This window comes from Achromobacter sp. HNDS-1 (assembly GCF_040084795.1).
Taxonomy (GTDB): Bacteria; Pseudomonadota; Gammaproteobacteria; order Burkholderiales; family Burkholderiaceae_B; genus Achromobacter; species Achromobacter ruhlandii.
The window spans coordinates 3704630-3718813 of sequence record NZ_CP157584.1 but is presented as its reverse complement, the minus strand read 5'-3'; the positions used below and the strand labels follow the sequence as shown (position 1 = coordinate 3718813).

14 protein-coding genes are annotated in these 14184 nt (G+C 69.7%); 10 read left to right on the top strand and 4 right to left on the bottom strand.

The window, feature by feature from the left end; translation table 11 throughout:
- Positions 1-2: 2 nt before the first annotated feature.
- From ABFG95_RS17255 to ubiE, 3 genes are all read right to left on the bottom strand, one after another.
- Positions 3-641, bottom strand: coding sequence for an SCP2 sterol-binding domain-containing protein (locus ABFG95_RS17255; protein WP_175146421.1), 639 nt, complete (start codon positions 639-641; stop codon positions 3-5).
- A gap of 195 nt (positions 642-836) precedes the next feature.
- Positions 837-1838 (bottom strand): TIM44-like domain-containing protein, encoded by a 1002-nt coding sequence (locus ABFG95_RS17250; RefSeq protein ID WP_049070943.1) that lies wholly within the window; start codon positions 1836-1838, stop codon positions 837-839.
- Positions 1839-2017: 179 nt separating this feature from the next.
- Entirely contained in the window at positions 2018-2794 is a 777-nt protein-coding gene (ubiE, locus tag ABFG95_RS17245) for a bifunctional demethylmenaquinone methyltransferase/2-methoxy-6-polyprenyl-1,4-benzoquinol methylase UbiE (protein WP_054418993.1), read from the bottom strand.
- A 161-nt stretch (positions 2795-2955) separates the two neighbouring features.
- Between ubiE and phoB the strand changes: the two genes are divergently transcribed.
- The 9 genes from phoB to serA all read left to right on the top strand — a co-directional run bounded on the left by phoB (position 2956) and on the right by serA (position 12569).
- Positions 2956-3654, top strand: a complete 699-nt coding sequence (gene phoB, locus ABFG95_RS17240) for a phosphate regulon transcriptional regulator PhoB (protein WP_006386862.1) — start codon at positions 2956-2958, stop codon at positions 3652-3654.
- Positions 3655-3666: 12 nt separating this feature from the next.
- Positions 3667-4974: a phosphate regulon sensor histidine kinase PhoR gene (gene phoR, locus ABFG95_RS17235; RefSeq protein ID WP_049070940.1), complete on the top strand. Its 1308-nt coding sequence runs from the start codon at positions 3667-3669 to the stop codon at positions 4972-4974.
- Positions 4975-5038: 64 nt separating this feature from the next.
- Positions 5039-5725 carry a heavy metal response regulator transcription factor gene (locus ABFG95_RS17230; RefSeq protein WP_054418990.1) on the top strand — a complete coding sequence of 229 codons (687 nt, stop codon included), beginning with the start codon at positions 5039-5041 and terminating at the stop codon, positions 5723-5725.
- A complete protein-coding gene (locus tag ABFG95_RS17225; protein ID WP_059269178.1) occupies positions 5722-7122 on the top strand; it encodes a heavy metal sensor histidine kinase in 1401 nt (466 codons plus the stop codon). Before ABFG95_RS17230 ends, ABFG95_RS17225 begins: the two co-directional genes overlap by 4 nt.
- A gap of 74 nt (positions 7123-7196) precedes the next feature.
- Complete coding sequence (locus ABFG95_RS17220) at positions 7197-7691, top strand: cupredoxin family protein (RefSeq protein WP_175147269.1); 495 nt, start codon at positions 7197-7199, stop codon at positions 7689-7691.
- Positions 7692-7709: 18 nt separating this feature from the next.
- Positions 7710-9575, top strand: coding sequence for a copper resistance system multicopper oxidase (locus tag ABFG95_RS17215; protein WP_278990643.1), 1866 nt, complete (start codon positions 7710-7712; stop codon positions 9573-9575).
- Between the two features lie 348 nt (positions 9576-9923).
- Positions 9924-10745 (top strand): copper resistance protein B, encoded by an 822-nt coding sequence (locus ABFG95_RS17210; protein ID WP_348996052.1) that lies wholly within the window; start codon positions 9924-9926, stop codon positions 10743-10745.
- Between the two features lie 18 nt (positions 10746-10763).
- Complete coding sequence (locus tag ABFG95_RS17205; protein ID WP_263899753.1) at positions 10764-11234, top strand: DUF411 domain-containing protein; 471 nt, start codon at positions 10764-10766, stop codon at positions 11232-11234.
- Between the two features lie 135 nt (positions 11235-11369).
- Complete coding sequence (gene serA, locus ABFG95_RS17200; RefSeq protein WP_049070930.1) at positions 11370-12569, top strand: phosphoglycerate dehydrogenase; 1200 nt, start codon at positions 11370-11372, stop codon at positions 12567-12569.
- 164 nt (positions 12570-12733) lie between these two features.
- Here serA and ABFG95_RS17195 read toward each other — a convergent pair whose 3' ends face one another.
- Positions 12734-13609 (bottom strand): LysR substrate-binding domain-containing protein, encoded by an 876-nt coding sequence (locus ABFG95_RS17195; RefSeq protein ID WP_169538067.1) that lies wholly within the window; start codon positions 13607-13609, stop codon positions 12734-12736.
- 141 nt (positions 13610-13750) lie between these two features.
- Here ABFG95_RS17195 and ABFG95_RS17190 point away from each other — a divergent pair, with 141 nt between their 5' ends.
- Entirely contained in the window at positions 13751-14182 is a 432-nt protein-coding gene (locus ABFG95_RS17190) for a VOC family protein (protein WP_049070928.1), read from the top strand.
- Positions 14183-14184: the final 2 nt, after the last annotated feature.

Here is a 14184-nt window from a genome sequence, read left to right as displayed (position 1 = left end):
GGTCAGGCGCCCCGCTTGGCGGCGGCCGAGGCCAGCCGGGTGGACAGGGTGGCGGCCGAACGCGCCAGCGCATCGGCGCGGGCGTTCAGCTCGGCCAGGTCCAGGCGCCATTGCTCCAGCGCCGGGCGGCCCAGCAGCATGCCGCTTTCCTCGGCCAGATACTCGGATACGTTCTCGGCCATGCGCTGGCCGGCCTGGCGCGCGCCGCCGGCAGCCGCGCGCAGCCCGCCAGCGATGCGCAGCGCGGGGATGTCGCCCACCATCCTGGCCAGGCTGTCTTCCGGGTCCCAGCGCAACTGCCTGGACAGGTCCGCCACCACCTGCGCCAGCGCGGCGTCGCCGGAAATGTGCGTGGCTTCGGCGAAATCGGGCGCCGCGCCGCCCGCGCCCAGGCGCGGCAGCGGCAGCTTCTCGGGCGCCACCGTCAGGGTCACGTCGGGCACTACGGCGGCATCGGCCTGGGCCGCCAGCCCCTCGCTGTCGATGGTCAGGCCCAGGGTGAAGCCGCCCAGCGCGAAGCGCACGGTCTTGCCGGCGTGGCGGGCCAGGCGTTCGCGCGCCCAGTCCTCACGCTTCAACAGGGCGTTGAGCGCGCCGACGGCCAGCCGTGCAGGAGTGGGCAGAAACGAAAAAGGCAACATGACAGTCCGCGACCCCGCGCAACGGGGCTGACGAAGTTGATGGGTAAATCGGGAGTGTACCGGGTTGGATGGGGGTGTGTTCCGGGCAGTCTGGGCGCGGTTTGCGCCCGCGCATGGAAAAACCGGCCCTGAGGGGCCGGTTGGGACGGACGGCCGCGAGGCCGCCGCGAGATCAGGGAGATGGCGCCAGCCGGATCAGCTGGCGTATTCCACCGGAATCTGCTGGATGCCGGCCAGCAGCCAGCCGCCGTTGGCGGGCTTGAACAGGTTCCAGACTTCCTCGAAGCGGAAGGCTTCGGCGCCCGGGGTTTCGCGCAGCATGCCCGAGAAGCGCACGCTGGCCAGGTGACCGTCGGACACGGTTTCGATGCCCAGCAGCTCGGCGTTCAACAGCACCACTTCGGTCTTGTTGGGCGCGGCGCCACGCTCTGCCAGCTGCGGCTTGAGCTCGGTGATCAGGTCATCGGTCAGGTAGTCGCGCAGGCGGTCGGTGCTGCCGCTGTCCCACACGGCCTGGATGCGCACGAACTGTTCCTTGGCCTGCTTCAGGAAGTTGGGCGTATCGAAGTCGCCGGGCACGAACCAGTTGTTGTCGTCACCCGCCTTGGGCAGCACAGCGGCCGGGGCGGCAGCGGCGGCTGCGACCGGCGCCGCCGCCGGGGCGGCCGGCTTCAGCGCCTCACGCCACATGGGCTGCTGCTGCGGTTGGCCAGGCGCGTTGTTGGCGCCGCCGAAGGCGCCCTGCGTGGCCGGACGCGGCGCCGCGCCGCGCAGGCGGCGGATGATGAACATCACGGCGAACACGACCACGGCGATCAGCAGCGCGGACGACAGGAATTCGGCGAAGGCGCCCGACAGGCCCATGCTCGAGAGCAGCGCGGCGATGCCCAGGCCGGCGGCGATGCCGGCGATGGGACCGAGCCAGCGCGACGCGCCGCTCTTGGCGGCCGCGCCCGCGGCGCCGGCCGTGGCGGCGCCGGCGGCCGCCGGGGCCGCGGTGGCGCCCGCGGTGTTGCTGGCGGCGGTCGGCGGCGTGGTGGCCTGGCGCTGCTGGGTCACATTGGAGGATTGGCGGCCGACGCTGCTGCCGCCGCCGGCGCGGCGGGCTTCGGCGTCAAACGACGCCGTCACCAGCGCAGCGCCGGAGATGGCGATGAGCGCCGCGGCGACAAACCGCGAGAAACAGAATTTGGTCATGGATTTGCTCCCTCGTACCCGCGCTTCCCGCTGCCCCGAGCAGCGGAAAGCCGCACGGATCGTGCGGCCGTTCAGCGCGACTTTCTTACAATAATCTGAATGACGTAAGAATAACGGACAAGCCGTCGCCCCACAAGTTCCCCCGGGGCAAAGAAAAGCCGTATCGGACCCAGGGCAGGTCAGCCCAGGCGCACGCCCTCATGCAGGGCGGCGATGCCGGCCGTCAGGTTGAAGTACTGCACCCGCTCCAGGCCGGCGGTGCGCAGCATGTCCGCCAGGGTTTCCTGGTCGGGGTGCATGCGGATCGATTCCGCCAGGTAGCGGTAGCTGGCTTCGTCCTTGGCCACGGTCTTGCCCAGCCAGGGCAGCACGTTGAAGGAGTACCAGTCGTAGGCCGGCGCCAGCGGCTTGGCGATGCGGGAGAATTCCAGCACCAGCAGCTTGCCGCCCGGCTTGAGCACGCGGGCCATCTCGGCCAGCGCGCGGTCCTTGTGGGTCATGTTGCGCAGGCCGAAGGCCACGCTGACGCGGTCGAAATACCCCGTCGGGAACGGCAGGCGCTCGGCGTCACAGACAGCGGTGGGCACCAGCAGGCCGGCGTCGGCCAGGCGGTCGCGGCCGACCCGCAGCATGGAATCGTTGATGTCGGTCAGCCAGACCTCGCCGGTGGGGCCGGCGCGCTTGGCGAAAGCCTTGGCCAGATCGCCGGTGCCGCCGGCGATGTCCAGCACCTTCATGCCGGGTCGGATGGCGGCGCGGCCGATGGTGAAGGCCTTCCAGACGCGGTGCAGGCCGGCCGACATGAAATCGTTCATGATGTCGTAGCGCTGCGCCACCGAATGGAAGACTTCGGCGACTTTGCGGGCTTTTTCGCTTTCCGGCACCGATTGGAAGCCGAAATGCGTCGATTGGGACGCGGAATCCGCGGAATGTTGCGATTCGGAGGGGTTTTGCATGGTGAATTCCCGATATATCGTCCAATGGTAGCCTATCGGGGCCCGCCGGATGCCGCCCGCGGGCGGCGCAAGGCACCCTGCGGTCACATACCTGAAATATTGCGGCCATACTATCGCAATGTTCGCGCCGCGCCGGCGCTCCGAAGCGTGCCCTATCCGCCATGTCCAGCACCATCCTCGTCGTCGAAGACGAACCCGCCATCCAGGAACTGATCGCCGTCAACCTGTCCTTCGCCGGCCACAAAGTGCTGCGCGCCTTCGACGCCGACCAGGCCCAGACGCTGATCCGCGCCGAGCTGCCCGACCTGATCCTGCTGGACTGGATGCTGCCCGGCACCTCCGGCCTGGCCATGGCGCGCAAGCTGCGCAACGACGAGCGCACCCGCGCCGTCCCGGTCATCATGCTGACCGCCAAGGGTTCCGAGCAGGACAAGGTCGACGGCCTCGAAGCCGGCGCCGACGACTACATCACCAAGCCCTTCTCGCCCAAGGAGCTGATGGCCCGCATCAAGGCCGTGCTGCGCCGCCGCGCGCCGCAGCTGACCGACGACGTGATCGACGTGGGCGGCCTCAAGCTGGACCCCGTCACGCACCGCCTGTCGGGCAACAGCCAGTCGCTGCAGATCGGCCCCACCGAATTCCGCCTGCTGCACTTCTTCATGACCCACCCGGAACGCGTGTTCTCGCGCTCGCAGCTGCTGGACCAGGTCTGGGGCGATCACGTGTTCGTCGAGGAACGCACCGTCGACGTGCACATCCGCCGCCTGCGCAAGGCGCTGGAGCCCAGCGGCCACGATGCGCACGTGGAAACGGTGCGCGGCAGCGGCTACCGGTTTACGGCACAGGTCCCGGCGCGGTAAAACACCCGCACGATGATCTGGCTGCGCACCCTTGTCCTGGTCGCCCTGTGGGCGGCGATCGCGCTATTGGCGCAATGGCTGATCGGCGACCCGGCGGGCTGGGCGCTGTTCAGCGCCGCGCTGGTCACCATGCTGCTGTGGCGCAGCTGGCGCCTGCACCTGGTGTCCCATTGGGCCCGGCACCCCGACACCTCCCCTCCCGCCTCGGTCGGCCCCTGGGACGACATCCTCGCCCCCCTCTACCGCTACACCCGGGCCCGCGCCCGCGAACTGGCCGAGACCCGCGACACCATGCAAGGCATGCTGGCGGCCGCCCAGGCGCTGCCGGACGGCGCGGTCACGCTCAATGAAGACTTCCAGATCGACTGGTGCAACCGCATGGCGCGCCAGCACCTGGGCCTGCGCCTGCCGGCCGATCGCGGCCACAACCTGCTGAACCTGCTGCGCGCGCCGGAATTCGTCGAATACGCCCACCGCGCCTCCTGGCCCGATCCGATCCTGGTGCGCCTGGGCCAGAACGGCCAGGAACGGCTGATGATGATGCAGCTGACGGCCTACGCCAGCAACCAGCGCCTGCTCATCACCCGCGACGTCACCCAGATCGAGCGCCTGGAGACCACCCGCCGCGATTTCGTCGCCAACGTCTCGCACGAACTGCGCACGCCGCTGACGGTGCTGGCCGGTTTCCTGGAAACGCTGCGCGACATGCCCGCCGACGCCCTGCCGCCCGAGCAGCGCGCGCAGTACCTGGACATGATGCACGAGCAGGCCCAGCGCATGCAGGCCATCGTCGAGGATCTGCTGACGCTGTCGACGCTGGAATCGTCGCCGGGCAGCGACCCGCGCGCGGTCAACATGGGCGCGCTGCTGCAGAAGGCGCGCCAGCAGATCGAGGCCCTGTCCGGCGGGCGCCATGTGATTGAATGGCACATCGACGAAACCCTGGACGTGCTGGGCGCCGAGACCGAGCTGACCTCGGCCCTGTCGAACCTGCTGACCAACGCCGTGCGCTACACGCCCGACGGCGGCACCATCACCGTGCGCTGGGAACGCGAGGCCGATGGCAGCGGCCGCTACAGCGTGCAGGACACCGGCATCGGCATTCCCGCCCGCCATATCCCGCGCCTGACCGAACGCTTCTACCGCGTCGACCGCGGCCGCTCGCGCGCCGTCGGCGGCACCGGGCTGGGGCTGGCGATCACCAAGCACATCGCCATGCGCCACGACGCCGAACTGTTCATCACCAGCGAACCTGGCAAGGGCAGCGTGTTCGCGCTGCGCTTCCCGCCCGACCGCATCGCCGTCGATCCGTCCGCCTGAAGCGGCGTCACGCCACGCGCGGGATCCGCGCCGCAATCGCGGCGCGGATGGTAAATTTCCCGCCATGCGCATCCTGGTCATCGAAGACGAACCCAAGCTGGCCGACTACCTCAAGAAAGGGTTGTCGGAGCAAAGCCACGTCGTCGACCTGGCGCGCGACGGCGTCAACGGCCTGCACCTGGCGCTGGAAGGCGCCTACGACCTGATCGTGCTGGACGTGATGCTGCCCGGCGTGGACGGCTTCGGCATCCTGGCCGCCGTGCGCGCCACCAAGGACACCCCGATCCTGATGCTGACCGCGCGCGACGCCGTCGAGGACCGCGTGCGCGGGCTCGAAGGCGGCGCCGACGACTACCTGGTCAAGCCCTTCGCCTTCTCCGAGTTGCTGGCGCGCGTGCAGGCCCTGCTGCGGCGCGGCCGTTCGCAGGAGCCCACCGTGTTCCGCCTGGCCGACCTGGAACTGGACCTGGCGCGCCGCAAGGTCGCGCGCGGCGGCCGGCGCCTGGACCTGACCGCCAAGGAATTCAACCTGCTGGCCCTGCTGCTGCGGCGCCAGGGCCAGGTGCTGTCGCGAACCACCCTGGCCGAGCAGGTCTGGGATATGAACTTCGACAGCGACACCAACGTCATCGACGTGGCCGTGCGGCGCCTGCGCGGCAAGCTGGACGACCCGTTCGAGGCCAAGCTGCTGCACACCGTGCGCGGCATGGGCTACGTGCTCGAATCGCGGCCGGAGCCGGCGCGCGAATGAAAGCGCCGCGCGTGCGCTCGATGCAGGCGCGCCTGACCCTGCTGCTGGGCGCCATCGCCCTGCTGGTTTCCAGCCTGGCCGGCGCCACCCTGTTCTGGGCCCTCAAGCGCGAGGTCGAACGCCAGGAGATCACCGAGGTCAGCGGCAAGCTGGAGCTCATCAACCACCTGATCGACATGCAGAACAACGCGCGCGGCCTGCACGACCTGGCCGCCACGTTCGACGACATGCGCACCGGCCAGAGCCAGCTGGGCATCTGGATCGTCGACGCGCAGGGGCATCCGGTCTACGGCGGCGACGCGCCCCTGACATTGCAGACGCTGCCCGACCGGCAGGTGCTGCTGCAACTGGCCGACGGCAGCCGCATGCGCGGCCTGCGCGTCGCGGTCGACGACCGCATCCTGCCGGGCGCGCAGCTTACCGTGGCGGTCAGCACCCGCACCAGCTCGCAGTTCCTATACGCCTACGGCACCGCGCTGGCGCTGATCTGCGCGCTGTGGGTCGGCGCCACCGTGGTGCTGGCGGCCTGGGCGGTGCGCCGCAGCATGGCGCCCACCCGCCGCCTGTCGGAACAGGCCGCCCGCATCCAGCCCGACAACCTCGCCGTGCGCCTGCCGCTGCGCGACACCGACCGCGAGCTGCACGAGCTGGTGCTGTCGTTCAACCGCACGCTGGAGCGCCTGCAGGCCGCCTACCAGCAGATGGAAGGCTTCAACGCCGACGTCGCGCACGAACTGCGCACGCCGCTGGCCACGCTGATCAACGGCACCCAGGTGACTCTGTCCAGCGGCCGCGACGCGGCCGAGCTGCGCGATGCGCTGGAATCCAACCTGGAGACGCTGGAAGACCTGAAAACGCTGGTCAACGACATGCTGTTCCTGGCGCGCGCCGACCGTGGCGAACGCGCCGCCGACCTGGCGCCGGTATCACTGGCCGCCGAAGCCCGGCGCGTCGCCGACTTCTACGAGGCGGCGCTGGAAGACCGCGGCGTCACGTTGCGTTGCGACGGCGACGCCGTCGTCGCCGCCAATCCGGGGCTGGTGCGCCGCGCGCTGGCCAACCTGATCTCCAACGCCATCAAGGCCACGCCGCGCGGCGGCGAGATCGTGCTGGCCTGCCAGCCGCGGCCGGCCGGCGCGCGGGTCGAAGTGCGCAACCCCGGGGCGCCGATCCCCGAGGCCGACCTGCCGCGCATCTTCGACCGCTTCTTCCGCTCGGGCCAGGCGCGCGCGCCGCGCAGCGAGGGTCACGGGCTGGGCCTGGCGATCGTGCGCGCCATCGCCCGCATGCACGGCGGCGAGGTCGACGCGGCCTCCGGCCCCGGCGGCACCGTAGTCGGCATCACCCTGCGCGGGTCGGACCCGGACACCGCCGGCGGCCACATTACAAAGAAGTAATCTTCGCGACAGAACCGGGTCACCCCGGTTTTCCTAAAGTGCCCCCCATGGTCAACCCCCATCAAGGGAACAGCATGAACGGCACTTTGCTCCGCATCACCCAGATCACGGCCCTGGCCGCCCTGCTCGGCACCGGCACCGCCTTCGCGGCCGGCGCCCACGGCGAACACGCCGGCCACGCCATGCCGGCGGCCTCCGCCCCCATCGGCACGCCCGGCGACGCCGCCCGCGTCACCCGCAGCATCGACATCGACATGACCGACGCCATGCGCTTCACGCCGGCGCAGGTGCAGGTCAAGGCCGGCGAGACCGTGCGCTTCAACGTGCGCAACTCGGGCCGCATCCGCCACGAAATGGTGCTGGGCAGCGACGCCGACCTGCAGGCCCACTACGCCATGATGATGAAGGACCCCGGCATGCGCCACGAAGAGGCCAATGCCGTGTCGCTGGACGGCGGCAAGAGCGGCCGGATCGTCTGGAAGTTCGACCGCGCCGGCACCGTGTCCTTCGGCTGCCTGGAACCCGGCCACTACGCCGCCGGCATGAAGGGCGCGGTGTCGGTGCAGTAGCGCCGCCGCGGATCCGTCATGACAGCCTTCCTCATTCCCGCCCGCCGCCGCTTCGTGCAGGGGTTGGCCGCCGGCGGCGCGCTCGCGGCGCTGGGCGGCTGGCGCGCCGCCGCCGCGAGCCGGCACGCGGCCCCCGCTTTGCCCGCCGAACTGCGCGGCACCGAATTCCACCTGGAGATCGGCGAGACCCCGGTGAACTTCACCGGCGCCGCCCGCATCGCCACCACCGTCAACGGCCAAGTGCCGGCCCCGCTGCTGCGCTGGCGCGAGGGCGACACGGTCACGCTGCACGTCACCAACCGCCTGCGCGAACAGACCTCGATCCACTGGCACGGCATCCTGCTGCCCACGGAAATGGACGGCGTGCCGGGCCTGAGCTTCCCGGGCATCGATCCTGGCCAGACCTTCACCTACCGCTTCGACGTGCGCCAGAGCGGCACCTACTGGTATCACAGCCATTCGGGTTTCCAGGAGCAGACCGGCCTGTACGGCGCCATCGTCATCGACCCGAAGCGGCGCGACCCCATCGCCGCGGACCGCGACTACACCGTGCTGCTGTCGGACTGGACGGACGAAGACCCGATGCGGGTGTTCGACAAGCTCAAGGCCATGCCCGACTACTACAACCGCAACCAGCCCAGCGTCCAGGGCCTGATGCGCGAGGCGGATGAGAAGGGCTGGCGCGCGGCGCTGTCCGAGCGCCTGATGTGGGAACGGATGCGCATGAACCCGTCCGACCTGGCGGACGTGTCGGGCGCCACCTACACCTTCCTGACCAACGGCGCGACGCCCGCCGGCAACTGGACCGGCCTGTTCAAACCGGGCGAACGCGTGCGGCTGCGCTTCATCAACGGCTCGGCCATGACTTACTTCGACGTGCGCATCCCCGGCCTGAAGATGACGGTGGTGGCGGCCGACGGCCAGGACGTGCGGCCGGTCGACGTGGAGGAATTCCGCATCGCCGTGGCCGAGACCTACGACGTGATCGTCGAGCCCGCCGAGGACCGCGCCTACACCATCTTCTCGCAGGCCATGGACCGTTCCGGCTACGCCCGCGCCACCCTGGCGCCGCGCCCCGGCATGCAGGCCGAGGTGCCGGCCGTCGATCGCGTGCAGTTGCTCGGCATGATGGACATGGGCATGAAGCACGGTATGGGCGCAGGCGGCCACGACATGGCGGGCATGAGCGGCAGGGATCATGGCGGCGCGGCGACGGCGGCGCCCGGCGACGCAATGACTGGCATGGACCACGGCGCCGCGGCCGCCGCCCCCGCCGCGATGGCCGGCATGAACCACGACGCCATGCCCGGCATGGACCATGGCAGCTCCCACGACAGCGGCGCCGGCCAGGGAGGCATCGTCGAGGTCAGGCACCCCTATCCCGAGGAGCGCGGCCCCGGCAACTCGATGCTGCCCGACGTGGTGTCCACCCGCCTGGACGACCCCGGCATCGGCCTGCGCGACAACGGCCGCCGCGTGCTGACCTACGCCGACCTGCGCTCGATCCGCGAACCCGACGACAACCGCGCGCCGACCCGCGAGATCGAACTGCACCTGACCGGCAACATGGAGCGCTACATGTGGTCGTTCAACGGCGTGACGTTCTCCGACGCCAAGCCCATCGTGCTGCGCCATGGCGAGCGCGTGCGCTTCGTGCTGGTCAACGACACCATGATGACCCACCCCATCCACCTGCACGGCCTGTGGAGCGACCTGGAATCGCCCGACGGCGCCTTCCAGGTGCGCAAGCACACCCTGTCGCTCAACCCCGCGCAGCGCCTGAGCTATCGCGTCAGCGCCGATGCGCGCGGCAACTGGGCCTACCACTGCCACCTGCTGTACCACATGGAGGCCGGCATGTTCAGGGCGGTCGTGGTGGAGTAGGCGATGAGAAACCGGACTATGCGCCCCCCCTTTCCCCCGTTCCGCCACGCCGCGCTGGCCACCGCCCTGCTGGCGGCCCTGGCCGGCCAGCCGGCCCTCGGCCAGGCCGCGGGCGACCACGCCGGCATGGATCATGGCTCGATGCCGGACATGAACCCCGGCGGCGCCCCGCCCCAGCCCGCGATGCCACCCGGCATGGACCATTCGCCCATGCCCGGCACGAATCCCGGCGGCGCCAAGCCACAGCCGGCGATGCCGCCCGCCATGGACCATTCCTCCATGCCAGGCATGAATCACGACGGCGCCAAGCCACAGCCGGCAATGCCGCCCGCCATGGATCATTCCTCCATGCCAGGCATGAATCACGACGGCGCCAAGCCACAGCCCGCGATGCCGCCCGCCATGGATCATTCCGCCATGCCCGGCATGGACCACGGCGCGCCCGCCGCCGCCCCGCCGGTCGGCAGCCTGCCGTCCAGCGACGGCGCCGGCCCGCGCGGCTACGACAGCTACGGCATCCACCCGCACATGATGGACAAGGATGCGTCATCGCGGCTGCTGTTCGACAAGTTCGGCTGGTCGCGCAACCGCGACGGCCAGAACGCGCTGGAATGGGACGGCCGCTTCTGGTGGGGCACCGCCACCGACCGGCTGGTGGTCAAGAGCGAAGGCGCGCGCGAAAGCGGCGGCGGCTCCGAAGCCAAGGTCGAAGCCTTCTGGAGCCACGCCATCTCGCCGTTCTGGGACCTGCAACTGGGCGCGCGCCGCGACGTCGGCGCCGGCCCCAAGCGCAACTGGGCCGCGCTCGGCATCGAGGGCGTGCTGCCCTACAACATCGAGTTCGAGACCACCGCCTACGCCGGCCCGTCCGGCCGCACTGCGCTGGCCATGAAGGCCGAGTATGACCTGCTGCTTACCCAACGTCTGATTTTCACGCCCGAAATCGAGGCCAGCGCCTACGGCCGCAACGACCCCGCGCGCGGCATCGGCGCGGGCCTGTCCAGCGGTTCGCTGTCGCTGCGGCTGCGCTACGAGGTCACGCGCCAGTTCGCGCCCTACGTCGGGGTATCCTTCGAACGTAAGTTCGGCCGCACCGCGGACTATGCCTCCGCCGCCGGCCAAGGTCGCTCGCAGGCCGCCGTGCTGGCGGGCGTGCGCTTCTGGTTCTGATCCTTCTCGCGGAGACCCATGAAAAGAATCCTCACCCCTGCCCGCCTGCTGCTGGCGGCCACGCTATCCCTGCCCCTGTACGCGCCGCTCCTCGCACAGGCCCAGTCCGCGCCCAAGGTGCAGGTCTGGAAGACCCCCACCTGCGGCTGTTGCGAAGACTGGGTCAAGCACATGCGCGACAACGGCTTCGAGGTCACCACCCACGACGTGCAGGACACCGGCGCGGTGCGCCGCAACGCCGGCATGGCCGACTATGGCTCCTGCCACACGGCCATGGTGGACGGCTATGCCATCGAGGGCCACGTGCCGGCCAGCGACGTGCGCCGCCTGCTGCTCGAAAAGCCCGATGCCGCCGGCCTGGCCGCCCCCGGCATGCCGCTGGGCTCGCCCGGCATGGACGGCCCCGAATACGGCGGCCGCAAGACCCCGCACGATGTCCTGCTGGTGGACAAGCGCGGCGGCGCCAAGGTGTTCCAGGCGTATCGTTGAAGCACCGGGCCGGGGCAAGCCCCGGCCACCCGCCTGAAACAATTCATCCCCACCCGGGCAATGGGTACCTCTTGCACCGCAGCAAAAATGCGCCACAATAAATAAAACGCATTCTTCACCCGACCCCTGGCAGTCATGGCACACATCGTCCTGTTCGAGAACATCCACCCGAGCGCCCGCGCCGTCTTCGAAGCCGCCGGCTACACCGACATCGTCACGCATGCCGCGGCCCTGCCGCCGGCGCAGCTGCAGGACGCCCTGCGCGGCGCCCACGTCGCGGGCATCCGTTCTCGTACCCACCTGGATGCCGCCCTGCTGTCCGGCAGCCCCGACCTGCGCGTGGTCGGCTGCTTCTGCATCGGCACCAACCAGGTCGACCTCGACACCGCCATGCAACGCGGCATCCCGGTGTTCAACGCGCCGTTCTCCAACACCCGCTCGGTCGCCGAGCTGGTGCTGGGCGAAGCCATCCTGCTGTTGCGCCGCATTCCCGAGAAGAACGCCCGCGTCCATCTCGGCCACTGGGACAAGAGCGCCGCCGGCGCCTTCGAGACTCGCGGCAAGACGCTCGGCATCGTCGGCTACGGCAACATCGGCTCGCAGATCAGCACGCTGGCCGAAGGCCTCGGCATGCGCGTCATCTACCACGACGTCGAAGCCAAGCTGCCGCTGGGCAACGCCCGCCCGGCCGGCTCGCTCAACGACCTGCTGGAACAGGCCGACGTGGTCACCCTGCACGTGCCCGGCGGCAAGTCCACCGAGAACATCATGAATGCGGAGACCATCGCGCGCATGCGCCGCGGCGCCATCCTCATCAACGCCTCCCGCGGCACCGTGGTCGACATCGACGCCCTGCACGCCGCGCTCAAGTCCGGCCACCTGGCGGGCGCCGCGCTCGACGTGTTCCCCACCGAGCCCAAGGGCGCCGACGAACCCCTGGCCAGTCCGCTGATCGGCCTGCCCAACGTCATCCTGACCCCGCACATCGGCGGCAGCACGCAGGAATCGCAAGAGAACATCGGCCGCGAAGTGGCCGAGAAGCTGGTGCGCTTCCTGCAGGCCGGCACCACCAAGGGCGCGGTCAACTTCCCCGAGCTGCCCTACCTGGAGCCGGCCGGCGCCACCCGCATCCTGCATGTGCACCGCAACGCCCCCGGCGCGCTCGGCACGCTGGACAACCTGATGGCGCAGCACGGCCTGAACATCGTCAGCCAGACGCTGCAGACCAAGGGCCAGATCGGCTACGTGATCACCGACGTCGAAGGCCAGGTCGATGACCTGGTCATGACGACGCTGCGCGATCACCCGATCACGGTGCGTTGCGACCGGCTGTAAACGGGTTCAAGCCAGCAAAAGGCCCGCTTGCGCGGGCCTTTCTTTTTCATGCATGGCGTTAACGACGCCAAGGCGGCGCGGTCGCGGACAACGCGGCCGGAAGGCATGGCCATGCCCCGGCCGCCGCGGGACCTTGCCGTGCGGTGCTCGGCCACCCGGCTGGCTCAGGGCGCCAGCGTGGCCCCCGCCGCCCGCGCCAGGCACTCGGCCATCTTGCCGCGGACGCTGCCCGCATCGAACGGCAACCGCCCGATGAGGCCGATCTCGCGGTGAAACGCCGCCTCGCCCAGCGAAACCAGCCGCAGGCCGTCCAGATCGAGCCCGCGCAATCGCGGCAACAGCGCCACGCCCAGACCGTGCCGCACCAGGTTGGCGATGGCCTCGATCTCATCGAGCTCCACCGCCTCGTGCACCGTGATGCGCTGCTTCTTCAGGAACAGGTCCACCACGCGCCCGCCGAAGGAGGCGCGGTCGTAGCGGATGAAGGGTTGCGCGGCCAGCGCCTCGCGCCACGGCGCGGGCGGCATCGCGGCCGGCATCGCCAGCACCACTTCCTCGCGCAGCAGTGGCTGCCAGCCCAGCTCCGGCGGCAGCGCGAACGGCGGCCGGATCAGCAGCGCCATGTCGACCTCGCCGGCGTCCACCTGTCCCAGCAGCGACAGCGACACCCCGGGCACGATGCGCACCCGCACGTCGGGATAGCCGGCGCGGAACTCGCCCAGCGCCCGCACCAGCAGGTCCTGCTGTACCGAGGCGATGGCGCCGATGCGCAGCGAACCGCTGACGTGGCCGGCCCCGGCCGTGGACGCCATGCGCTCGGCCATGGCCACCAGTTCCTCGGCCTGCGGCAGCATCTCGCGGCCATGGTCGTTCAGCACGGCGGCGCGCGCGCTGCGGTCGAACAGCGCCACGCCCAGGTAGTCCTCCAGGCGCTTGATCTGGGCGCTGACCGCGGACTGGGTCAGGCCCAACTGCGCGCCCGCCCCGGTGAAGGTGCCGTCGCGCGCCACGGCGATGAAGGTCTTGAATTCTTTGATCACGATCAATATTTTCGATGCTAAGACACAAAAAATATCGTTTTTCAATCAAAAAAACAATTCATAAACTATCGACTCCGGACACGCCCCGATGGTGACGGTCCGCATTCTGAATTACCTTTTCCGCCTTATCCGGAGCTTTTCATGACCGCTCAAACCAACCTGCCGCCGTTCCACCTGGCCTTCCCGGTCCGCGACCTGGCCGAAGCCCGCGCCTTCTATGGCGAAAAGCTGGGCTGTCCGGAGGGCCGCAGCTCGTCCGAATGGATCGACTTCAACTTCTACGGCCACCAGATCGTCGCCCACCTGGCGCCCAGCGAGTGCGGCCACAAGGCCACCAGCGCGGTCGATTCGCACAATGTGCCCGTGCGCCATTTCGGCGCGGTGCTTTCCATGGAACAATGGGAAGCCATGGCCAAGCGCCTGACCGATGCCGGCACCGAGTTCGTCATCGAGCCCTACATCCGCTTCAAGGGCGAAGTCGGCGAACAGGCCACCATGTTCTTCCTGGATCCGTCGGGCAACGCGCTGGAATTCAAGGCGTTCAAGAACCTGGATTCGTTGTTCGCCAAGTAATC